Genomic DNA, 21,405 nt, shown 5'->3' with positions numbered 1-21,405 from the left:
ATGAGCACGGCGGAGGAGACCGACGGCGAGAGCGCGCCGTGGGCCGAAGTGACGCCCGAGGCCGCCAGGCGGCTTCTGGTCGCCGCCGTGGACGCCTTCGCCGAGCGCGGGTACCACGCGACCACCACCCGGGACATCGCGGGCCGCGCCGGAATGAGCCCCGCCGCGCTCTACATCCACTACAAGACGAAGGAAGAGCTGCTCCACCGGATCAGCAGGATCGGCCACGACCGCGCCCTGGCCGTCCTGGAGGCGGCGGCCGACGGTGAGGGCACGGCTGCGGAGCGGCTGGCCGCCGCGGTCCGCTCCTTCGTCCAGTGGCACGCCGAGCGGCACACCACCGCCCGCGTCGTGCAGTACGAACTCGACGCCCTCGGTGCGGAGCACCGCGCCGAGATCATCGAACTGCGCCGCCGGAGCGACGCGGTGGTGCGCCGGATCATCGGGGAGGGCGTGGCGGCGGGGGAGTTCGACGTCCCCGACGTGCCGGGCACCACGCTCGCCGTGCTCTCGCTCTGCATCGACGTGGCGCGGTGGTTCAACGCCCAGGGCAGCCGGACGCCGGACGAGGTCGGCGACCTGTACGCCGGCCTCGTGCTGCGCATGGTCGCGGCCGGACGCTGACCCGGCCGCCTCCGGGCGGAGGGCTCAGAAGTAGTACCGCGACACCGACTCGGCCACGCAGGCAGGCTTGTCGCCGCCCTCGCGCTCCACCGTGACGACCGCGGTGACCTGCACGCCGCCGCCCGCCTCCTCGACGCTCTTCAGGACGGCCGTCGCCCGCAGCCGCGACCCGACCGGCACCGTGGAGGGGAAACGGACCTTGTTGGTCCCGTAGTTGATGCCCATCTTCATGCCCTCGACCCGCATGACCTGCGGCACCAGGGCCGGCAGCAGCGAGAGCGTGAGGTAGCCGTGCGCGATCGTCGTGCCGAACGGCCCGGCCTTCGCCCGCTCCGGGTCCACGTGGATCCACTGGTGGTCGCCGGTGGCGTCCGCGAAGAGATCGATCCGCTGCTGCTCGATCTCCAGCCAGTCGCTGTGCCCCAGCTGCTCGCCCACCCCGTCGCGCAGCTCCTGCGCGGACGTGAAGATCCTCGGCTCTGCCATGTCCCTGGCCCTGCCTTCCCGCTCTCGGCCATCCGTGGTCGCGCCTGTCTAAGCGCTTGCTCAGCATGGTTCGCGGGTGCGTTCCTGTCAACGACGGACCGGCCGGGACGAGGCCACGTAGGGTTCGAGGGGTGCCCCAGATCCCGCAGACACTCCATGAACTCACGGTCGGCCAGCTCTCCGCGCGCAGCGGCGCCGCCGTTTCGGCCCTGCACTTCTACGAGGCCAAGGGGCTGATCAGCAGCCGCCGCACCAGCGGGAACCAGCGCCGCTACGACCGTGACGCGCTGCGCCGGGTCGCCTTCATCCGCGCGGCGCAGCGGGTCGGCATCCCGCTCGCCACCATCCGGGACGCGCTGACCGAACTCCCGGAGGAGCGCACCCCCAACCGCGACGACTGGGCACGGCTCTCCGAGGCGTGGCGCTCCGAGCTGGACGAGCGGATCGTGCAGCTGGCGCGGTTGCGCGACCACCTCACCGACTGCATCGGCTGCGGCTGCCTGTCGCTGGAGAACTGCGTGCTCTCCAACCCGGACGACATCTCCGGCGAACGGATGAGTGGCTCGCGCCTGCTGCCGGGCAAGCTCGCGAAGGGGGCCGGGGAAGGGCGCTGAGGCGCCTGGCCGTACGTGTGTTGTTGCCCGTCCGGCAGCCGCCTGCGCGTGTTGCCCGTCCGGCCGCCGTGTATGTGTTGCCCGTCCGGCAGCCGTGCGTCCCTCGGACGCCGGGCGGGCCGCTCCGTTCCTTCAGGTCCTCAGGCGACCGATGCCAGGCCGCACAGCCGGGTCCGCCGGGCCTTCGCCAGCGCCGCCCGGGTGAGTACGGGCTGCGGCACCACGATTCCGCAGCCGGTGCAGACCGGACCGGACCACGGCTCGCTGTCCAGGTCCTGCCGCCAGGCGATCCGGCCCTGCGCGCAGACCGGGCAGCCGTTGCCCGGCTCCGACTCCAGGGCGGAAATCAGCCGCGCCAGTACCTCCGCGAGCGGCGCCGCGGGGTGGACGGCCGGGTCGTCGCACCGCGCGACGCCGTTCCCGCCCCAGGTGCGCCGGTGCCAGTCGTCGAACGCGCCGGGCCGGCGCAGTCCGTCGTGCTTCTCCCGCCGGCGGCGCTCGGCGAACCCCGCCTCGTAGTGCAGCCAGACCGCGCGGGCCGTCTCCAGCTCCTCCAGCGCGCGCGTCAGCCGCGCCGGATCGGGGGCCCGGTCCTCGGGCTCTATTCCGTGCCGGGCACACAGGTGATCCCAGGTCGCCCGGTGTCCGTAAGGGGCGAAGCGCTCCAGGCACTTGCGCAGCGAGTACCGCCGCAGTGCCAGATCGCTCCGCGGATCGCGGACCTGTCTCGCAAGACTCCGGAAACCGGCCATTGCGCTGCCACCTCCGTCGTTCGTACTCCGTCGCCCGAAATTCGGCGTCAACTCAATGGACGTACGACTGCCCGGATCGGCTCCATCCATGAGTGCGGTCGTCCATCTGCTGAGATGACCGGTCGTCATGTGACCGCATGTGGCGATTCGGAAAAGGTGACTGATGCTCACCTTACCGACGGGTCATACCGCCGGTAACGTCCGGCGCATCGGCCTTTCCGAGGAGCACGCATGCCCCCACGCACCGGCACCACCGCCCGCACCGGCAAGTTCCGGGCCGCCACGATCGCGGCCGTTCTCGCACTCGGTGCCTCTCTGCTGGCCACCGCGCCCCACGCGGGCGCCGCCGAGCCCGATCCCGTACCCGACTACTGCCAGGGACAGTGCGACGACATCCTGCCCCCCGGCGAGAACGGCAACGCCACCCTCGTCGACATCCTGGGCAACAAGGCGTTCGGCACCCATCCCGCGCACAGCGACGACCAACTCGACCGCTACGACGGGCTGGTGGCCGGACACACCGGCCTGACCGACCAGAAGCTCACCGACTTCTTCAACGACGCCTCCTTCGGCGTCCCGAAGGACCAGGTCGAATCCGTCACCTCGCCCCGCGACGACGTCACCATCACCCGCGACAAGGTGTCCGGCGTCCCGCACATCAAGGGCACCACCCGCTACGGCACCGAGTTCGGCGCCGGCTTCGCGGCCGGGCAGGACCGGCTCTGGCTGATGGACCTCTTCCGCCACATCGGGCGCGGGCAGCTGACCTCGTTCGCCGGCGGCGCGCTGGCCAACCAGGGCCTGGAGCAGCAGTTCTGGCCGCAGGCCCCGTACACGGAGGACGATCTCAAAGCCCAGGTCGAGTACATACGGACCCACGAGGGCCCCCGCGGCGAGCAGGCCATGGCCGATGCCCAGGCCTATGTGGACGGCATCAACTCCTACCGCGAGAAGTCGAAGAAGGGCCGCTACTTCCCCGGCGAGTACGTCCTCACCGGAAAGATCGACGCCATCACCAACGTCGGTGAGATCCAGCCGTTCGAGCTGACCGACCTGATCTCGATCGCCTCCGTCGTCGGCGGCCAGTTCGGCGGCGGGGGCGGCGGCGAGGTGCAGGCGGCGCTCTCGCTGCTCTCCGCCCAGCAGAAGTACGGAGTGGCCGAGGGCACCAAGGTCTGGGAGTCGTTCCGGCAGCGCAACGACCCGGAGGCGGTGCTCACCGTCCACGACGGAACCTCCTTCCCGTACGCGAACAAGCCGGACAAGGCCGTCGGCACAGCCCTCCCGGACCCCGGCTCCGTCACCGCCGAACCCCTGATCCACGACCGCACCGGCTCCGCGGGCACCAACGCGAAGGCCCCGGTCAAGGCACCGGCCGAACTCAAGAAGGCCCAGGGCATCTACGACGACGGGGTCATCCCCGAGGGCTCGCTCCCCGGCTCCGGCACGGGAGCCCAGAAGCGCGGCATGTCCAACGCGCTGCTGGTCTCCGGCAAGAGCACCGCGAGCGGAAACCCGATCGCCGTGTTCGGCCCGCAGACCGGCTACTTCGCCCCGCAGCTGATGATGCTCCAGGAGATCCAGGGCCCCGGCATCAGCGCCCGCGGCGTCTCCTTCGCCGGCGTCGGCATGTACATCCAGATGGGCCGCGGCCAGGACTACGCCTGGAGCGCCACCTCGGCCGGCCAGGACATCACCGACACCTACACCGTCGAACTGTGCGAGCCCGACGGCTCCGCGCCCACCAAGAACTCCACGCACTACCTCTACCGGGGCGACTGCACCGCCATGGAGAAGCTGGAGCGCACCAACTCCTGGAGCCCCACCGTCGCGGACTCCACCGCGAAGGGCTCCTACCGGATGCAGGTGTGGCGCACCGGCTACGGAGTGGTCACCCACCGCGCCACCGTGGGCGGCAAGCCGGTCGCGTACACCTCGCTGCGCACCACCTACCGGCACGAGGCCGACTCGATCATCGGCTTCCAGATGCTCAACGACCCCTCGTACGTCTCCGACGCCGCCTCCTTCCAGCGCGCGGCGAGCAACATCGACTACGCCTTCAACTGGTTCTACGCCGACTCGCGCACCGCCGCCTTCTACAACAGCGGCATGAACCCGGTGCGCGCCCCCGGCGTCGACCCGGCACTGCCGATCAAGGCCGAGAAGGCGTACGAGTGGCAGGGGTACGACCGGGCGGCCAACACGGCCGACTACACCCCGTTCGCCGAGCACCCGCACTCCAGCGGCCAGGACTACTACGTCTCCTGGAACAACAAGCAGGCCGAGGGGTACGCCTCCGCGGGCTTCGGGCTCAGCGCGGTGCACCGGGCCGATCTGCTCGACGAGCGGGTGTCGAAGCTGGTCCAGGAGGGCGGCGTGACCCGCGCCTCCCTCGCCCGGGCGATGGCGGACGCCGCACTCACCGATCTGCGCGGCGAGCAGCTGCTGCCCGAACTGCTGAAGGTCATCCGCTCCCAGCCGGTCACCGACCCGGACCTGAACGCGGTGGTCCAGCAGCTGGATTCCTGGCGGGCGGCGGGCGCCCAGCGCAAGGAGAGCAGTCCCGGTTCGCACGCGTACACCTACGCCGACGCGGTACGGATCATGGACGCGTGGTGGCCGAAGCTGATCGACGCGGAGTTCAAGCCGGGGCTCGGCGACAACCTGTACGGGGCGCTGACCGCCAACCTCGCCACCGACGAGTCCCCGGCGGCCAGCCACGGACCGAGCGGCGCGCACAGCGGTTCGGCCTTCCAGTACGGCTGGTGGGGCTTCGCCGACAAGGACCTGCGCCAAGTGCTCGGGCAGCCGGTCAAGGGGCCGCTGGCCAGGTCCTACTGTGGCAACGGAGATCTGAGCAGCTGCCGCGCCGCGCTGCTGTCCACGCTGAAGCAGGCGGCGGCGGTACCGGCGGCCGAGGTCTACCCGGCCGACGACAACTGCAAGGCCGGTGAGCAGTGGTGCACCGACTCGATCATCCACCGGGCACTGGGCGGGATCGGGCAGAAGGCGATCCACTGGCAGAACCGCCCGACGTACCAGCAGGTGGTGGAGTTCCCGGCGCACCGCTGAGCGATCCGGGCGGGCCCGTGTCCGACGGGCCCGCCCGGCACCACCTCACCGGTACTGCAGGTACCGCTTCCGCACGGCCCGGAACGCGGCGAGATCCTTCGCCCACGCCCCCACGACCTCATCCGTGTCCGCACCCGCGTCGATCATGGTGCGGACCCGGGTGTTGCCGGTGAGCTTGTCGATCCAGTTGTCGGACCGCCAGGCGAACCCGCTCCACGTCTGCTTCGCCGTGACCAGCAGCGCGATCCCGGTGCGCACCGGGTCGAAGACCTCCCGGTCGCGCACATGGACCTGCACCCCACCGACCGTCTTCCCCTCGAACTTGGAGAACGTCGGCGCGAAGTACGCCTCGCGGAAGGCCACTCCGGGCAGGTCGAGCGCGTTGGCGGCGGCCGCCCAGGTGTGGTCGATCCCCTCCGCGCCCAGCAGCTCGAACGGGCGTGTCGTGCCGCGCCCCTCGGAGAGGTTCGTGCCCTCGAACAGGCAGGTGCCCGAGTAGACGAGCGCCGTGTCGGGCGTCGGCATGTTGGGGCTCGGCGGCACCCACGGCAGACCGCTCGCGTCGAAGAAGTCCGAGCGCGACCACCCCGACATCTTCACAATCTCCAGCTCGGCCGGACGGTCCGCGAGGAACTCCCCGTTGAACAGCAGGGCGAGTTCGGTGACCGTCATGCCGTGCGCCTGGGCGATCTCCCGGCGGCCCACGAAGGTGCCGAAGGCCGGATCGAGGACCGGTCCGAGGGCCGCCCGCCCGGACACCGGGTTCGGCCGGTCCAGGACGACGAACCTCTTGCCCGCCAGGGCCGCCGCCTCCATGCAGTCGTACAGCGTCCAGATGTACGTGTAGAAGCGGGCGCCCGCGTCCTGGATGTCGAAGACGATCGTGTCGACGCCGGACTCCGTGAACACGTCGGCCAGCGGCTGCCCGCTCTTGAGGTAGGTGTCGTAGACCGGGAGCCCCGTCGCGGGGTCGTCGTAGCGGCCCTCGGAGCCGCCCGCCTGCGCGGTGCCGCGGAAGCCGTGCTCCGGGCCGAAGACGGCCTTCAGATCGACCCGTCCGTCCGCGTGCATCTCATCGACGATGTGGCGTACGTCGGAGGTGACCCCGGTCGGGTTGGTGACGATGCCGACCCGCTGCCCCTTCAGCAGCGCGTAGCCGTCCGCCGAGAGCCGGTCGAAGCCGGTACGGAGGCTGCCGTGCCCGCCGCCGTGTCCGTCCCCGTGCCCGTGGCCCTTGCCGTGCGACGTACCGGCGGCTGCGGGAGCAGCCGTCGCCGCGAGGGCCCCCACGGCACCGCCCGCGGCCAGCAAACCACGCCTGGTCAGGCTCATTCCGCTACCTCCATGATCGCGACGTCTGTCATGGTCACGCACGCTAGCGCGCGCTCGGGCCGCAGGGAACGAGCCGGACGTGACCGATGTGGCAGGCGTGACGCATGAGAGGCGCCAGCCCCTTCCCCGACGACATACCGACTGGTTAGTCTGCTGGTGCAGTCGGCAGAGAGGCAGGACCGATGAGTACGGTGCAGGGCGCGGGCGTAGTGGTCACCGGGGCCGGAGGCGGCATCGGAGCCGCGCTGGCCCGCAGATTCGCGGCCGAGGGCGCACGGGTCGTGGTCAACGACCTCGACGCGAGCCGGATCGAGGCGCTGGCCGAGGAGATCGGCGGTACCGCCGTCGCGGGGGACGCCTCCCGGATCGTCGACGCCGCCAGGGACGCCCTGGACGGCACGGTGGACATCTACTGCGCCAACGCGGGGCTCGCCTCGCCCGGTGACGTCTTCGCGGCCGAGGAGGTCTGGGCCGACGCCTGGGACGTCAACGTGATGGCCCACGTCCGCGCGGCCAGGGCGCTGCTCCCGCACTGGCTGGAGCGCGGCAGCGGCAGGTTCGTCTCCACCGCCTCGGCCGCCGGACTGCTCACGATGATCGGCGCGGCGCCGTACAGCGTCACCAAGCACGGGGTGGTCGCCTTCGCGGAGTGGCTCGCCCTCACCTACGGCCACCGGGGCGTCAAGGTCCACGCGATCTGCCCGCAGGGCGTGCGTACCGACATGCTGACCGCCGCCGGATCGGCGGGGGAGCTCGTCCTCGCCCCCAGCGCCATCGAGCCCGAGGCCGTCGCGGACGCGCTCTTCGCGGCGATGGCAGAGGACCGCTTCCTCGTCCTGCCGCACCCCGAGGTCGCCACGTACTACCGGGCCAGGGCCAAGGACACCGACCAGTGGCTCGGCAGCATGAACCATCTCCAGCAGAAGTGGGAGGCGACCGGCGCATGACCGAGTCGATCTACGCGGCGAAGCCCTGGCTGCCGCTGCTCAGCGAGGCCCAGCGGGCCCCCGTCCACCCGGCCGCGACCCTGGTGCACGCCTTCCGGGACTCGGTGGCCCGCAGCCCTGAGCACCCGGCGCTCGCCTACTTCGACGGGCGCCTCAGCTACCGCGAGACCGACGCGCTCTCCGACTCCGTGGCCGGCCACCTCGCCGCCCGGGGGCTGGAGCGCGGCGACCGGGTCGCGATCATGCTGCAGAACTCGCCGCACTTCGTCATCGCCCTTCTGGGCGCCTGGAAGGCCGGGGCGACCGTCGTCCCGCTCAACCCGATGTACAAGTCCGGCGAGGTCGGCCATGTGCTGAAGGACGCCGAGGTCTCCGCGCTGATCTGCTCGGACCGGGCCTGGGCGTCGTATCTGCGGGACACGGCGGCCGCCGCCCCGGCCGTCCGGATCGCGCTCACGGCCTGCGAGCTCGACTTCCAGACCACGAGCGACGACCGGGTGCTGAACTTCGAGAGGCTGCCCGCCGCCGAGGACGCCGACGATCTGGTCGCCGTCGCGCGGCAGGGGCTCGCGGCCCCCGCCGACCGGGAGCTCACGGCCACCGACGTGGCGCTGATCAGCTACACCTCCGGGACCAGCGGCACCCCCAAGGGCGCCATGAACGCGCACGGCAACATCATGGTCAACGTCGAGCGCCAGCGCACCGGCCACCCCATCGCCGAGGGCTCCGCCTACTTCGCGCTCGCCCCGCTCTTCCACATCACCGGCATGGTGTGCCAGCTGGCCGTCTGCCTCGCCCATGCGAGCACCCTCGTCCTCGCGTACCGCTTCCACCCCGGCGTCGTCCTCGACGCCTTCGCCGAGCACCGCCCCGCCTACACCGTCGGCCCCTCCACCGCCTTCATGGCGCTCGCCGCGACCCCCGGAGTCACGCCCGAGCACTTCTCCTCGTTCCGGGTGATCTCCTCCGGCGGCGCACCGCTGCCGCCCGCGCTCGTGGAGAAGTTCCGGGCGGGCTTCGGCCCGTACATCCGCAACGGCTACGGCCTCACCGAGTGCACCGCGCCCTGCGCCTCCGTACCGCCCGAGCGGGAGGCCCCCGTGGACCCGGTCTCCGGCACCCTCTCGGTCGGCGTGCCGGGCCCGGACACGGTGGTGCGGATCATCGACGAGAACGGCGCGGACGTGCCCTTCGGCGAGCAGGGCGAGATCGCGGTGCGCGGACCGCAGGTCGTCTCCGGCTACTGGCGGCTTCCCGAGGCCACCGCCGCCGCCTTCCCGGACGGCGAACTGCGCACCGGCGACATCGGCTTCATGGACCGCCAGGGCTGGCTCTACGTCGTCGACCGCAAGAAGGACATGATCAACGCCTCCGGCTTCAAGGTCTGGCCGCGCGAGGTGGAGGACGTCCTCTACACCCATCCCGCCGTCCGCGAGGCGGCCGTCGTGGGCGTCCCCGACGCCTACCGGGGCGAAACGGTCCGCGCCTACGTCAGCCTGCGGCCCGGCGCCTCGGTGGAACCGGACGAACTGGGCGCGTACTGCAAGGAACGGCTCGCCGCGTACAAGTACCCGCGCGAAGTCGAGATCCTGGCCGAACTCCCCAAGACGGCGAGTGGGAAGATCCTCAGGCGGGAACTGCGTTCACCCCGGTAGAACCCACATACGCACTACGCACTACGCACGGAAGGAAGGCGGCGGCTATGGCCAAGGCGACGGACGGGAGCGGCACCCCCGTTCCCCAGCGGCTGCTCGCCGCCGCCACCCGGCTCTTCGCGGAACAGGGGTACGACCGCACCTCGGTCCAGGAGATCGTCGAGGCGGCCGGCGTCACCAAGGGCGCGCTCTACCACTACTTCGGCTCCAAGGAGGACCTCCTCCAGGAGGTCTACGCCCGGGTGCTGCGGCTCCAGCAGGAGCGCCTCGACGCCTTCGCGGACGCCGACGCCCCCGTGGAGCAGCGGCTGCGCGAAGCGGCGGCCGACGTGGTCGTCACCACCATCGAGAACCTCGACGACGCCTCGATCTTCTTCCGCTCGATGCACCACCTCAGCCCCGAGAAGAACAAGCAGGTCCGGCTGGAGCGGCGCCGCTACCACGAGCGCTTCCGGGCCCTGGTGGAGGAGGGGCAGCGCAGCGGGGTGTTCTCCACCGCCACCCCGGCGGACCTGATCGTCGACTACCACTTCGGCTCGGTCCACCACCTGTCCACCTGGTACCGCCCCGACGGCCCGCTCACCCAGCAGGAGGTCGCCGACCACCTGGCCGATCTGCTGCTGCGCGCGCTGCGGCCCTGATCCGTCACTCCGGACCACCGCCACCGGCCAGCCGGTCCAGCAGCGCCACCGCCGCAGGGTTGCGCGGCCGGGGCGTCCGGCCCGCCAGCATCACCGTCCGGCCCGGCTCCGGCTGCCGGATGCTCACACACGGCAGCCCGGCATCCTCACCGATCCGGCGCGGCACGATCGCCACACCGATGCCGGCCCGTACGAGATCCACCAGCAGCCGGATCTGGGTGACATCGCAGGTGATCCGGCGCTCCAGACCACAGTGCGCGGCCAGCCGCCGCACCGCCGTCTCCAGACCGGTACCGGCCCGGAAGTCCACGAACGGCTCCCCGGCGAGGTCCTTGACCAGGGTGCGCCCGGCCGTCGCCAGCCGGTGACCTGGGGCGGTGATCAGGACCAGGTCCTCCTGCCAGGACGCGAACGCCGCGAGGCCGTCCGGGAGTCCGGCGGCGTCCGGCGCCAGAAAGCCGAGGTCCAGCTCACCGGCGAGCAGCCCCGCCAGCAGCTCCGGGGTCGTCGCCTCGCGCAGGGAGATCTGCACCCCGGGCCACAGCCGGTGGAAGGCGGCGAGCTCGGCGGCCAGATCCACGCAGGTCAGCGTCTGGATGGTGCCGATCCGCACCCGGCCGGTGGCCAGCTCGGAGACGGCGGCCACCGCGTCGCGCGCCGCGTCCGTCCCCGCGAGGACCGTCCGCGCCGACGGCAGCAGCGCCCGGCCCGCCTCGGTCAGCACCACCCGGCGGCCGGTGCGGTCGAACAGGTCGGCGCCCAGCTCCCGTTCGAGATTGCGCACGGACGTGCTCAGCGCGGACTGCACGATCAGTTCGGCGCGGGCGGCGGCGGTGAAGCTGCCGTGCGTGATGACCGCCATGAAGTGGCGGAGCTGGCGAATCTCCATCCATCTACGGTAGCGATGGCAGCCAGCGAATCCATCTGTTGGACCGAACCGGCCGACGGGTTCACGCTGGATACATGGCGCACATCCAGACAACGACGCGGGTCCCCGCCCTGTGGACCGTCGCTTACGGGCCGCACCGGCCGCGCACCGTCCGGGCCCTGGCACGGTGCCTGCTGCGGGTGCGGGCCTTCGCCCGCGAGCTGGCACTCGCCGACCACGTACCGTACGGCGGCTACTGAGCCGGAGGCGCGGGCCCGAAACGCGTTGGTGGGCCCCGGGAGCGTCCGGCTAGCATCCGACGATGCGGACGCCGGCCGGACAAGAGCTGCACACCCTGGGACGAGAGATCGGGCAGGAGGACCCCGGGCAGCGTCACACGGCACTGGTCCGGCTGACCGAACTCGTCGCCACCCGCCCCCCGTCCGACGGGGAGATGGACACACTCGCCGGACTGCTGCCCCAGTCCCTCACCGGACCGCCGGAGGCCGACCTCCTGCTGGCCCGGCTCTACGAGCGGCTCGGCCACCGGCTGACGGACCGCCCCCGGCCCCGGTGGCGCGCGGCCGGCCACCTTCCGGCGACGGTACGCATCGCCTGGCTGCGCGCCGATGTGCTCCACGACCCGGCCGTCCTCCGCGACGAGACCCCGGGCGAGCTCCTGTACCAGGCCGTGCGCGAGCTGGACATCAGCGTCACGCACCGGCCGGGCCCGCTGGTGGACGAGCTGGCGGACAGCGGCGATCCGGTGCTCAGGGCCGAGGCGCTGCGACTGGCCCGCGAGGCACTGCACACCGGACTGCTGGCCCCGGCGACGGTCCGGGAGAAGCTGATCGGACTGCTGGCGGCGGACAGCGCCCCGGTCGTCGCGGGCGCGCTCGGCGCACTCGCCGAACCATGGGCGGCGGCGGCCCCGCTGCCGCCCGGCCTCCTCGCCCCGTTCCTGGGCCCGGAGCCGGTACGGGAACGGCCCCCGGTGGCCGAAGCCGCCCTCGTGGCCGCCGCCCGCCACGGCCACCGCGAACTGCTGCGCCGGGTCGTCGAGGACCCCCGGCTGACGCCCGGCCTGCGCCGGAGCGGGATGGAACTGCTCGGTGAACTGGCGGACCGCGACGACATCGGCGCCCTGACGGCCGCCGCCACCCGCGATCCGCTGCTGCTCGGCGGCCCGGCCGTGGCCTGCCTGCGCGGGCTCCACCGCCGGGGGCACTTCCCGGACGACGACCAGGTCCCCGCCCTCGTCGGCCTCGCCCTCGCCGATCACTCCATCCCGGCCCGCGACGTGGCGACCGTCCTCTACACCTCCCGGAACGAGGCGCTCAAGGTACTGACAAACGCCCCGGCCGCGGATCCGGCCTGGCCGCGACGGCTCGCCCTGCTCGTCGCGCTGGCCGGACAGGGGGCGGGCGACCTCCCGGCCGGGGACGCCGTCACCCGCCTACTGCCCTCCGCGCCCTCACCCGTGCCCTTCCTCGAAGCGATCCGCGCCCTGCGCCACACAGACGCGGAAGAAGCCGTCATCGCCCTGCTTCCCTCGGCACCGGCCGCTGCCCTGGACACCCTGGAGGCGATCGGCGGCGAACCGACGGTACGGGCCCTGCGCGAAGGGCTGGGCCTCAGCACCGGCGGGACGGCGCCCCACCTGCGCCCCGTGCGCGGCCGGGCCCTCGAACTCCTCTGGCAGCTGAATCGGGATCCGGCCCTGCGCCGCGCCCTGCTCGCCCGGCTCGACCCCGTCGATCTGCCGCCGCGCGTCGCGGCCGGACTCGGCGGACCGGACGCCGCCGAACTGGCGCTGCTCAGCTCCCACCTGGACCCGGACGCGCCGGTGGCGGCGCTGTGCCGGCTCGCCGCCCACGGCGACGCCGCGACCCTCCCGGTCATCGCGGACCTGCTGTCGCGCATCGTGGCGGACCTGGCCGCTTCGCGGAGCCCGGACGCGGCGCCCCGGACCGGGGAGCACGGGCAGCCGGCCGGTGAGCCCGTGGTGCCGCAGGACGTCCTGGACGCCATGACCGCCCTCGGCCGCCGGCTCCACGAGCGGGGCGCGATCCGGCCCGTCTGCCTGCTCGACGCCACGGACGCCCAGGAGGCCGGGCACGCCCTGGTCGCGAGCACGGCACTGGACCTCCTCGACGGCCCCGCACGCTCCGACGACGAGCGGGTGGTCCTGCTCGAACTGCTGCTCAGGGCGGACTGGACGGGCACCCGCGCACGGGTGTACCGACTGCTGCGCCACCGCGACCGGCACGTACGCAAGCACGTCATCGCCCTGCTCGCCCACGACGCCACCGGGGAGGACACCCAGGCACTCTCGGCGTCCCTGACCGCCCTGACCAGGGCCCAGGACATCCAGACCGTCCGGCAGGCCCTGCTCGCCCTGGGCCAGGTCCGGGCCCACTGGGCGAGCGGCGCGATCTCCGCCTGCCTCGACCACCCGAACATGAACATCAGGAAGACCGCGGCCGATGCGCTGGTCAGGGCGGGCTCACCGCAGGCCGTCCCGAAGCTCCTGGCCATGCTCGGGCAGGACGGCAACCCCGGTCTGCGCGAGTCCCTCGTCGCGGCCCTGCGCGCCGTCCTCCGCGACGCCTACCCGGCCACCCTGGTCGCCGCCGCCGAGCACAGCCAGGACGACGCCACCCGGCGACGGCTGCTGGTGGGCCTGCACGGTGTGGTCACCGCGCGCTCGGTGCGCGCACTGGACGAGCAGCGGTCCCCGGTGGCGTACCCGCTACTCACCCTGGTGGCCGCCCGCGCGGTCGCACTGGCCGACGGCTCCGTGACGGATCTGGCGCCGGCCATGACCGCGCACGGGATCACCGTCCCGGCCTCAGACCCCGCCGCGGAGGCCGGGACGGACCGCGACATCGAGGCCCTGGTGACCGGGGGCTGGGACCAGGGGACCGCACTGCGCCTCGTGGCGCGGGACGAGCCGCTGGGTTCCCTGCGCGCCCAACGGCTGCGCCCGATGCTGGCCGACTGGCTCGCGCTCGCGGGCTCGCGTCCAGGGACCGGGGCCCCGGTCATGCGGTTCACGCTGAGGCTCTGTTCCTGGTCCCTGAGCCGCCCGGAACTCACCGTGCTCGCCCGGTCGTTCCCGCTCCTGCTGGACGCGCTGGCCGACGCCCGCGACGCGGACCGGCACGCGCTGATCGGCGTACTCGAAGCGGCGGCGCCGCTGCTGGCGGCCACCGGGAGACCGGCCGCCGTCACCGCGGTCCGCGCCCTGGCCCCCGCACCGGCGGTGCCGGGCCGCTCCACGCTGACACTGCTGCGCCGCCTCGGCGCGATACCGGTCCGCGCCGACCTCGACCGCGCCCTCGCGGAGGCCCGGCTCTGCGCAGAGCCCGCGCGGGCCGCGACCGACGTGCTCCGGGAGGCCTTCGCGGTAACGGAGCCCGCGCCCGCCACCGCACCCGGGCCGGACGCGGCACGGGCCTGGCGGTCCGCGCTGGCCGACGCGGTCCGGGAGCCGGGCGCACTGGCGGAGTTCCGCCGCACGGACGACGGCACCGTCCCCTCCCGGATCCGGCTGGCCGCCCTGATCGAGGCGCACAACGGCGCCGCCCCCGGGGTCCGGTCCGCCCTCGTCGACTGGATGACCCGGCTCCAGCCCCTGGACGCGCCGCCCTGGACCCTCGCGGAGAGCGCCCGCGCACCGGAGCCGGCCCCGCGCCGGGTCCACGCCGACGACCTGGACCAGCCGCGCTCCGCCGCCCTGCGGGAGCGGCTGCTCACCATGCTCGGCTCGGCGGAGGCGGGGCGCCGGCAGACCGCGGCCGAGGCGCTGGCGCGGTGGCCGGAGCCGGAGGCCCGACTGGCGGTGCTGCGCGCGTACCTGACCGGACGGATCGCCCGGCCCGCCGCAGCCGACGTGGGCGGCGCGCTCGGCGCCATCAGTGTGAGCGAACTCCGGGGCGACGCGATCCGGCGCGACCGGGTGGCGGAAGCGGCCGCGGGGCTCGAACCGCAGGAGCGGCAACGGCTCGTCCCGCTGCTGCTGGAGTGGTGGGAGCACACGCCGCCCGCCTCGGCCGGGGCCGTCACCGACGTGCTCCGCGCCCATCCCGCCGACGCGCTGGCCGAAGCGTTGGGCGACCGGCTCGACGCCGGGGCCTGGGGATTCCTGGACCTGCTCACCGGTCGCCGGCTCCTGCGCACCCCGGCGCTCACGCGGGCCCGCCACCGGCTGCGTACCGAAGGGCGCGACGAACTCGCGGACCGGATCGTCCTGGTGGACGGGCCGTTGCGGGGGCCGGACGCCGGACGGCAGGACGCGGCTGCCCTGGCCGCACTCCGCGACCGGGACGCGGCCCGTCCCGCCGCGACGCGGCGCCCCCGAACCCGGCGTGAGCTGATGGACCTGGCCGCGACCGGCGCCCCCGAGCAGATCTGCCGGGCGCTCACCGAGCTGTCCGAGGCGCACACCGGCCCCGGACCGGACCGGGACCCGCGCCTGGTCGACCTGCTCGGTGAGCTGCTGACGCACCCCAGGCCCCGGGTCCGGCTGCGGGCCCACCGCACCGCGCGCGCGATGCTCGACCGGACGGAGTACCTGCGCCGCACCGGGCAGTTGCTGGACGACCCCCGGCCGGACGTGGTGCGCATGGCCCTGCGCACGCTCTGCCGGGCGGGCTGGGAGCCGGCGTTCCCCGCCGTCACCGGACTGCTCCGGCACCCGCACGCGACCGTGCGCGACGCGGCGGCCGAGGCGCTGGCCGGGCTGGGCGGGGCGGCGGTCCCCGCGCTCCGGCACGCCGCCGCCCGCGCCCGGCCCGACCGGCGGCCCCTGTACACGGACCTGCTGGACCGGATCGGGGCCGACGAGCACTGACGCGGTCCGCCGCCAACCGCTCCTGGGGCCGACGGGCGCTGACGCGGTCCGTCGCCGGTCCCGTAACCGCTCCCCGGCTACAGGTACTTCTTGATCTCCCGGCGGGCCAGCGACCGCTGGTGCACCTCGTCCGGGCCGTCCGCCAGCCGCAGCGTCCGCGCCGCCGCCCACAGTTCGGCCAGCGGGAAGTCCTGGCTGACGCCGCCCGCGCCGTACAGCTGGACCGCCTGGTCGAGGATGGAGACCACCGCACGCGGAGTGGCGATCTTGATGGACTGGATCTCGGTGTGCGCGCCCCGGTTGCCCACCGTGTCCATCAGCCAGGCCGTCTTCAGCACCAGCAGCCGCAACTGCTCCACCTGGACCCGGGCGTCCGCGATCCAGTTCTGCACCACGCCCTGCTGGGCGAGCGGCTTGCCGAAGGCGGTGCGGGACACCGCGCGCCGGCACATCAGCTCGATGGCGCGCTCCGCCATGCCGATCAGCCGCATGCAGTGGTGGATGCGGCCCGGTCCCAGCCGTGCCTGGGCGATGGCGAAACCGCCGCCCTCCTCGCCCACCAGGTTCGTCGCGGGCACCCGCACGTTGTCGAAGAGCACCTCGGCGTGGCCGCCGTGGTAGTGGTCCTCGTAGCCGTAGACCTTCATGGCGCGCTTCACCGTCAGCCCCGGGGTGTCGCGCGGGACGAGGATCTGCGACTGCTGACGGCGGATGTCGTCGCCGTCCGGGTCGGTCTTGCCCATCACGATGAAGATCGCGCAGTCCGGGTTCATCGCCCCGGAGATGTACCACTTGCGCCCGTTGATGACGTAGTCCTCGCCGTCACGGGTGATCCGGGTCTCGATGTTGGTCGCGTCCGACGACGCCACCTCCGGCTCCGTCATCGCGAACGCGGACCGGATCTCACCCGCCAGCAGCGGCTCCAGCCACTGCTTCTTCTGCGCGTCGGTGCCGAACTGGGCGAGCACCTCCATGTTCCCGGTGTCCGGCGCCGCGCAGTTCAGCGCGGTCGGCGCCAACTGCGGTGAGCGGCCCAGGATCTCGGCCAGCGGGGCGTACTGGAGGTTGGTCAGCCCGGCGCCGTACTCGGCGTCCGGCAGGAAGAGGTTCCACAGCCCCTGCCTGCGCGCCTCGGCCTTGAGGTCCTCGACGACCTGCGGGGTGTCCCACGGCGACGCGAGCCCCTCCCGCTGCTCCTGCGCGGTCCGCTCCGCCGGGTGGACGTGCTCGTCCATGAAGGTGAGCAGCTTGGCCCGCAGCTCTTCGGTACGGGCGTCGAATGCGAAGTCCATGGGGTTGATCAGCCTTCCTGGAGGGTGGTGAGGCCGTGCGCGATGAAGACGGGGACGAGATCACCGATGCGGTCGAAGCCGCCGCCGACGGTCTGGCCCTGCGTGTAGCGGTAGTGGATGCCCTCCAGGATCACGGCGAGCTTGAACCAGGCGAACGCCGTGTACCAGGAGATGGCGGAGGTGTCCCGGCCGGAGCGGGCGGCGTAGCGCTCGATCAGTTCGGCGGGGGAGGGGTGGCCGGCCGCGCCGCTCGTGGTGGAGACCGGTGACTCGGGCAGCCCGAGGTCGGAGCTGTACATGACCAGCAGGCCGAGGTCGGTGAGCGGGTCACCGAGCGTGGACATCTCCCAGTCGAGCACGGCCCTGATCCGGTCGTCGGAGCCGATCAGGACGTTGTCCAGGCGGTAGTCGCCGTGCACCACCGTCGGTGCGGGGGAGGACGGCAGGGTGCGGCCGAGCGCCGCGTGCAGCTCGTCGATGCCCGCCAGTTCGCGGTTGCGGGAGGCGTCCAGCTGCTTGCCCCAGCGGCGCAGCTGCCGGTCCAGGAAGCCCTCGGGGCGCCCGAAGTCGCCGAGTCCGACCGCCTGCGGGTCCACGGCGTGCAGTTCGACCAGGGTGTCGACCAGTCCGAGCACGGCCGCCCGGGTGCGCTCCGCGCCGAGCGGGGCGAGCTGTTCCGCGGTGCGGTACGGGGTGCCCTCGACGTACTCCATCACGTAGAACGGCGAGCCGATGACGGAGTCGTCCTCGCAGAGCAGGATCGGCTCGGGGACCGGGACGGCCGTCGGGTGCAGTGCGCTGATCACCCGGTGCTCGCGCTTCATGTCGTGCGCGGTGGCCAGCACATGACCCAGCGGCGGGCGCCGGACGACCCAGCGGCCGGTGCCGTCCGTGTCCGTGACGGCGTAGGTCAGGTTCGAACGGCCGCCCTCGATGAGCCGGGCGTCCAGCGGTCCGTTCACCAGGCCCGGCCGTTCGCGGTCGAGGTGGCCGCGCAACCGGTCGAGGTCGAGGCCTGGCGGGTGGACTGGGCTCATCGTGCGCACCTCCGGGATGGATGAACGGTCGGTGTTCATGATGCCGACCAGTCGGTATGTCGTCCAGTGAACTCCCGGAACCGGATGTGACCGCTCCGGTGTGATCGGCTGCCCAGCCTCTGGTATTCAGTCTCATCTCTGAATAGAGTTCACGTATGGATACAGCGTTGTTGATCGAAGAAGTCCGGCTGACCCCGATCCTCATTGCCGACCCGCCGCTCCTCAACACCCAGGGCGTCCACCAGCCCTACACCCCGCGCCTCGTCGTGGAGGTCGTCACCCGCGGCGGAGTGACCGGCGTCGGGGAGACCTACGGCGACGGCAAGTACCTCGAACTGGCCGAGCCGCTCGCCGCCGCCCTGCCGGGCCGCCCGGTCAGCGATGTGAACGGGCTCTTCGCCCTCGCCGACGAGGTGTGCGCGGATTCACGCGCCGCCGACGAGCGGGTCGACGCGGGCGGGCTGCGCGGCGTCCAGACCGCGGACAAGCTGCGGCTCTCGGTGGTCTCCGGCTTCGAGGTGGCCTGCCTGGACGCGCTCGGCAAGTCCCTCGGCCTGCCGGTGCACGCGCTGCTCGGCGGCAAGGTCCGCGACACCGTCGAGTACAGCGCCTACCTCTTCTACCGCTGGGCCGAGCACCCCGAGGGCGGCGAGCGGGACGACTGGGGAGCGGCCGTAGACCCGGCCGGAGTCGTCGCCCAGGCGCGACGCTTCGCCCGCGACTACGGTTTCTCCTCGTTCAAGCTGAAGGGCGGTGTCTTCCCGCCGGAGCAGGAGATCGCCGCGGTCCGCGCGCTGGCCGAGGCGTTCCCCGGTCAGCCGCTGCGCCTCGACCCCAACGGCGCCTGGTCCGTCGAGACCTCGCTGTACGTCGCCGAGCAGCTCAAGGGCGTGCTCGAATACCTGGAGGACCCGGCGGCCGGTACCGGGCTGATGGCCGACGTCGCGGCCGGCACCGACGTACCGCTGGCCACCAACATGTGCGTCACCACCCTCGCGGAGGTCCCCGAGGCCTTCGCCCGGGACGCCGTGCAGGTCATCCTCTCCGACCACCACTACTGGGGCGGACTGCACCGCACCCGTGAACTGGCCGGGATCTGCCGCACCTTCGGCGTCGGGCTCTCCATGCACTCCAACACCCACCTCGGGATCAGCCTCGCCGCCATGACGCACGTCGCGGCCACCGTCCCCAACCTCGACTACGCCTGCGACAGCCACTACCCCTGGCAGACCGAGGACGTCATCACCACCCGCCACGTCTTCGAGGACGGCCGGCTCACCGTCTCCGACGCCCCCGGCCTCGGCGTGGAGCTGGACCGGGAGCGGCTGGCCGCACTGCACCGCCGCTGGCTCGACGACGACGGCACGATGCGCGAGCGCGACGACGCCGCCGCGATGCGCAAGGCCGAGCCCGGCTGGCGGACGCCGTCGATCCCGCGCTGGTGAGCCCCGGCCCCGGGACGGCCTGATTTGCGCTGCGCCTGACCTGCGCCGATGGTCGAAGGATGAAGGCGATCAGCTACAGCGGATACGGCGATGCCGACGTCCTGGAGTACGGCGAGCGGCCCGACCCCAAGGTCGGCCCCGACACCGTCCTGGTGAAGGTGCGGGCCGCCGCGGTCAACCCGGTGGACCGGCAGGCGCGGCAGGGAAATCTGGACTCCGCGCTCGACGCGGTCTTCCCGGTGATCCCCGGCTGGGACGTGTCCGGGGTCGTCGTGCAGCCCGGCGTGGCCGTGGACGAGTTCGCAGTCGGCGACGAGGTCATCGGATACGTGCGGGAGGACTTCCTCAGCCGCGGCACCTTCGCGGAGTACGTCGCCGCCCCGGTGCGCACCCTCGCCCGCAAACCGCTGAGCCTGAGCTTCGAGGAGGCCGCCGGGCTGCCGCTGGCCGGCCTCACCGCCTACCAGGTGCTCCACCGGTCGCTGCGGATCCGCAACGGCGACACCGTCCTGGTCCACGCGGCGGCGGGCGGCGTCGGCTCACTGGCCGTCCAGCTCGCCCGCCACGCGGGGTGCCGGGTCATCGGGACCGCGAGCGCGCACAACCACGAGCACCTGCGACAGCTCGGCGCGGAACCCGTGGAGTACGGGGACGGGCTCGTGGACCGGCTGCGGACGCTGGCCCCGGACGGGATCGACGCCGCCTTCGACACGGTGGGCGGGGAGGCACTGCGGGCCTCCGCCGAGACGCTCGCGCCGGACGGGCGGCTGACCTCCATCGTGGACAGCGAGGTGTTCTCGTACGGCGGCAAGTACGCCTTCGTGCGGCCCGACGCCAAGGACCTCGCCCATCTGGCCGAACTGGCGGAGCGCGGCATCATCACGGTCCACGTCGACCGGGTCTTCCCCCTGGAGCGGACCGCGGAGGCGCACCGGCTCAACGCGCAGGGGCGCACCCGGGGGAAGATCGTCGTGACGGTGGACTGGGAGAGCTGACGGGACCGGCGCGCCGCCCGGACCGGTGTCCGCCGGTCCGGGATCAGAACAGCATGGCGGCCGCGAACACGGCCAGCGCGACCGTGCACGCCGCCGCCGTCAGCGCGGCGCGCGCGCCCAGCGGCCTCGGGCGCGCGGTGCCCATGCCCTGCACCCGGCGGTTGGCCACCCGCAGGAACCCCAGCCAGGCGAGCACGCTCAGCGACAGCGCGATGATCCCCGCCGGGCCCGCCCCGCCGTGCAGCGCCTGCTTGCCCGCCAGCAGCGCCACCACCGTGCAGGACAGCGTGGTGCGCCGCCAGGCCAGCCTGGTCCGCTCCGGCTGGAGCCCCGGATCGCGTCCGGCCGCGGTCACCGGCCCTCCCAGCCGAACAGGACCACCACCACCATCGCCACGGCCACCACCGCGACCGCGAGACTCAGCAGCGTCGGGAACCGGGACACCGGCAGGTCCTCGCCGCGCCGCATCGCCCGCTCGCACCGCACCCAGTGGTTGACGGCCCGCAGCGCGCACAGCACCCCGGCCGCGAGCAGCGCCAGCGCCAGGCCGGCGCGCACGCCCCAGGACAGTTCGGGCAGGAACTGGTCGACCGCGAAACCGCCGCCGATCAGCGCGAGAGCCGTCCGGATCCAGGCGAGGAAGGTCCGCTCGTTGGCGAGTGAGAAGCGGTAATCGGGGGTGTCGCCCTCTTCGCGGATCCGCTGCGGCGCGAACCACAGCCGCAGGCTCTGTACGAATTCGTTCACGTCCGGACCTTATCTGCCGCTTCGGTACGCGCTGCGGGGCGGT

General features: G+C 73.0%; 18 protein-coding genes. 10 read left to right on the top strand and 8 right to left on the bottom strand.

Going from position 1 to position 21,405, the window contains the following annotated elements; genetic code table 11:
* Positions 1-624 (top strand): TetR/AcrR family transcriptional regulator, encoded by a 624-nt coding sequence (locus OG892_RS07180; RefSeq protein ID WP_327336151.1) that lies wholly within the window; start codon positions 1-3, stop codon positions 622-624.
* 24 nt (positions 625-648) lie between these two features.
* Here OG892_RS07180 and OG892_RS07175 read toward each other — a convergent pair whose 3' ends face one another.
* Complete coding sequence (locus tag OG892_RS07175) at positions 649-1,110, bottom strand: MaoC family dehydratase (RefSeq protein WP_327336150.1); 462 nt, start codon at positions 1,108-1,110, stop codon at positions 649-651.
* Between the two features lie 131 nt (positions 1,111-1,241).
* Between OG892_RS07175 and soxR the strand changes: the two genes are divergently transcribed.
* Positions 1,242-1,724: a redox-sensitive transcriptional activator SoxR gene (gene soxR, locus OG892_RS07170; protein ID WP_073739349.1), complete on the top strand. Its 483-nt coding sequence runs from the start codon at positions 1,242-1,244 to the stop codon at positions 1,722-1,724.
* Between the two features lie 140 nt (positions 1,725-1,864).
* Here the strand turns inward: soxR and OG892_RS07165 are convergent, their stop codons facing one another.
* Positions 1,865-2,476 carry a hypothetical protein gene (locus OG892_RS07165; protein WP_073739350.1) on the bottom strand — a complete coding sequence of 204 codons (612 nt, stop codon included), beginning with the start codon at positions 2,474-2,476 and terminating at the stop codon, positions 1,865-1,867.
* Between the two features lie 231 nt (positions 2,477-2,707).
* Here OG892_RS07165 and OG892_RS07160 point away from each other — a divergent pair, with 231 nt between their 5' ends.
* Positions 2,708-5,548: a penicillin acylase family protein gene (locus tag OG892_RS07160; protein ID WP_371628716.1), complete on the top strand. Its 2,841-nt coding sequence runs from the start codon at positions 2,708-2,710 to the stop codon at positions 5,546-5,548.
* Positions 5,549-5,593: 45 nt separating this feature from the next.
* On the opposite strand, the gene OG892_RS07155 is transcribed toward OG892_RS07160, so the two are convergent.
* Entirely contained in the window at positions 5,594-6,880 is a 1,287-nt protein-coding gene (locus OG892_RS07155; RefSeq protein ID WP_371628715.1) for an exo-beta-N-acetylmuramidase NamZ domain-containing protein, read from the bottom strand.
* Positions 6,881-7,062: 182 nt separating this feature from the next.
* Here OG892_RS07155 and OG892_RS07150 point away from each other — a divergent pair, with 182 nt between their 5' ends.
* Genes OG892_RS07150 through OG892_RS07140 form a run of 3 tightly spaced genes read left to right on the top strand, consistent with a single transcriptional unit; the run spans position 7,063 to position 10,123 of the window.
* Positions 7,063-7,827 (top strand): SDR family oxidoreductase, encoded by a 765-nt coding sequence (locus OG892_RS07150; RefSeq protein ID WP_073739353.1) that lies wholly within the window; start codon positions 7,063-7,065, stop codon positions 7,825-7,827.
* A complete protein-coding gene (locus OG892_RS07145; RefSeq protein WP_371628714.1) occupies positions 7,824-9,482 on the top strand; it encodes an AMP-binding protein in 1,659 nt (552 codons plus the stop codon). The genes OG892_RS07150 and OG892_RS07145 overlap by 4 nt, the downstream gene beginning before the upstream one ends.
* A 47-nt stretch (positions 9,483-9,529) precedes the next feature.
* On the top strand, positions 9,530-10,123 hold the full coding sequence (locus OG892_RS07140; protein ID WP_073739354.1) for a TetR/AcrR family transcriptional regulator: 594 nt from the start codon (positions 9,530-9,532) through the stop codon (positions 10,121-10,123).
* Between the two features lie 4 nt (positions 10,124-10,127).
* On the opposite strand, the gene OG892_RS07135 is transcribed toward OG892_RS07140, so the two are convergent.
* The gene (locus OG892_RS07135) at positions 10,128-11,012 is read right to left on the bottom strand and encodes a LysR family transcriptional regulator (RefSeq protein ID WP_371628713.1); all 885 of its coding nucleotides are present in this window, start codon (positions 11,010-11,012) and stop codon (positions 10,128-10,130) included.
* Between the two features lie 74 nt (positions 11,013-11,086).
* Between OG892_RS07135 and OG892_RS07130 the strand changes: the two genes are divergently transcribed.
* Both OG892_RS07130 and OG892_RS07125 read left to right on the top strand, forming a co-directional pair.
* Positions 11,087-11,251 carry a hypothetical protein gene (locus OG892_RS07130; RefSeq protein WP_199884560.1) on the top strand — a complete coding sequence of 55 codons (165 nt, stop codon included), beginning with the start codon at positions 11,087-11,089 and terminating at the stop codon, positions 11,249-11,251.
* A gap of 62 nt (positions 11,252-11,313) precedes the next feature.
* Positions 11,314-15,846 carry a HEAT repeat domain-containing protein gene (locus OG892_RS07125; protein ID WP_371628712.1) on the top strand — a complete coding sequence of 1,511 codons (4,533 nt, stop codon included), beginning with the start codon at positions 11,314-11,316 and terminating at the stop codon, positions 15,844-15,846.
* A 77-nt stretch (positions 15,847-15,923) separates the two neighbouring features.
* Here the strand turns inward: OG892_RS07125 and OG892_RS07120 are convergent, their stop codons facing one another.
* A complete protein-coding gene (locus OG892_RS07120; protein WP_073739357.1) occupies positions 15,924-17,138 on the bottom strand; it encodes an acyl-CoA dehydrogenase family protein in 1,215 nt (404 codons plus the stop codon).
* A gap of 8 nt (positions 17,139-17,146) precedes the next feature.
* On the bottom strand, positions 17,147-18,175 hold the full coding sequence (locus OG892_RS07115) for a phosphotransferase family protein (protein ID WP_073739384.1): 1,029 nt from the start codon (positions 18,173-18,175) through the stop codon (positions 17,147-17,149).
* 155 nt (positions 18,176-18,330) lie between these two features.
* Here OG892_RS07115 and OG892_RS07110 point away from each other — a divergent pair, with 155 nt between their 5' ends.
* Together OG892_RS07110 and OG892_RS07105 are read left to right on the top strand one after the other, a co-directional pair.
* Positions 18,331-19,620: a glucarate dehydratase family protein gene (locus OG892_RS07110; RefSeq protein ID WP_371628711.1), complete on the top strand. Its 1,290-nt coding sequence runs from the start codon at positions 18,331-18,333 to the stop codon at positions 19,618-19,620.
* Positions 19,621-19,679: 59 nt separating this feature from the next.
* Entirely contained in the window at positions 19,680-20,615 is a 936-nt protein-coding gene (locus OG892_RS07105) for an NADP-dependent oxidoreductase (protein WP_328867608.1), read from the top strand.
* 43 nt (positions 20,616-20,658) lie between these two features.
* On the opposite strand, the gene OG892_RS07100 is transcribed toward OG892_RS07105, so the two are convergent.
* The gene (locus OG892_RS07100; protein ID WP_073739360.1) at positions 20,659-20,970 is read right to left on the bottom strand and encodes a DUF202 domain-containing protein; all 312 of its coding nucleotides are present in this window, start codon (positions 20,968-20,970) and stop codon (positions 20,659-20,661) included.
* The gene (locus tag OG892_RS07095) at positions 20,967-21,362 is read right to left on the bottom strand and encodes a YidH family protein (protein WP_123528100.1); all 396 of its coding nucleotides are present in this window, start codon (positions 21,360-21,362) and stop codon (positions 20,967-20,969) included. Before OG892_RS07095 ends, OG892_RS07100 begins: the two co-directional genes overlap by 4 nt.
* Between the last annotated feature and the right edge of the window lie 43 nt (positions 21,363-21,405).

Origin of the sequence: Streptomyces sp. NBC_00341 (assembly GCF_041435055.1) — a bacterium.
Classification (GTDB): Bacteria; Actinomycetota; Actinomycetes; order Streptomycetales; family Streptomycetaceae; genus Streptomyces.
Note: the sequence above shows the minus strand (reverse complement) of the source record. Positions and strands in the feature narration are given on the sequence as shown.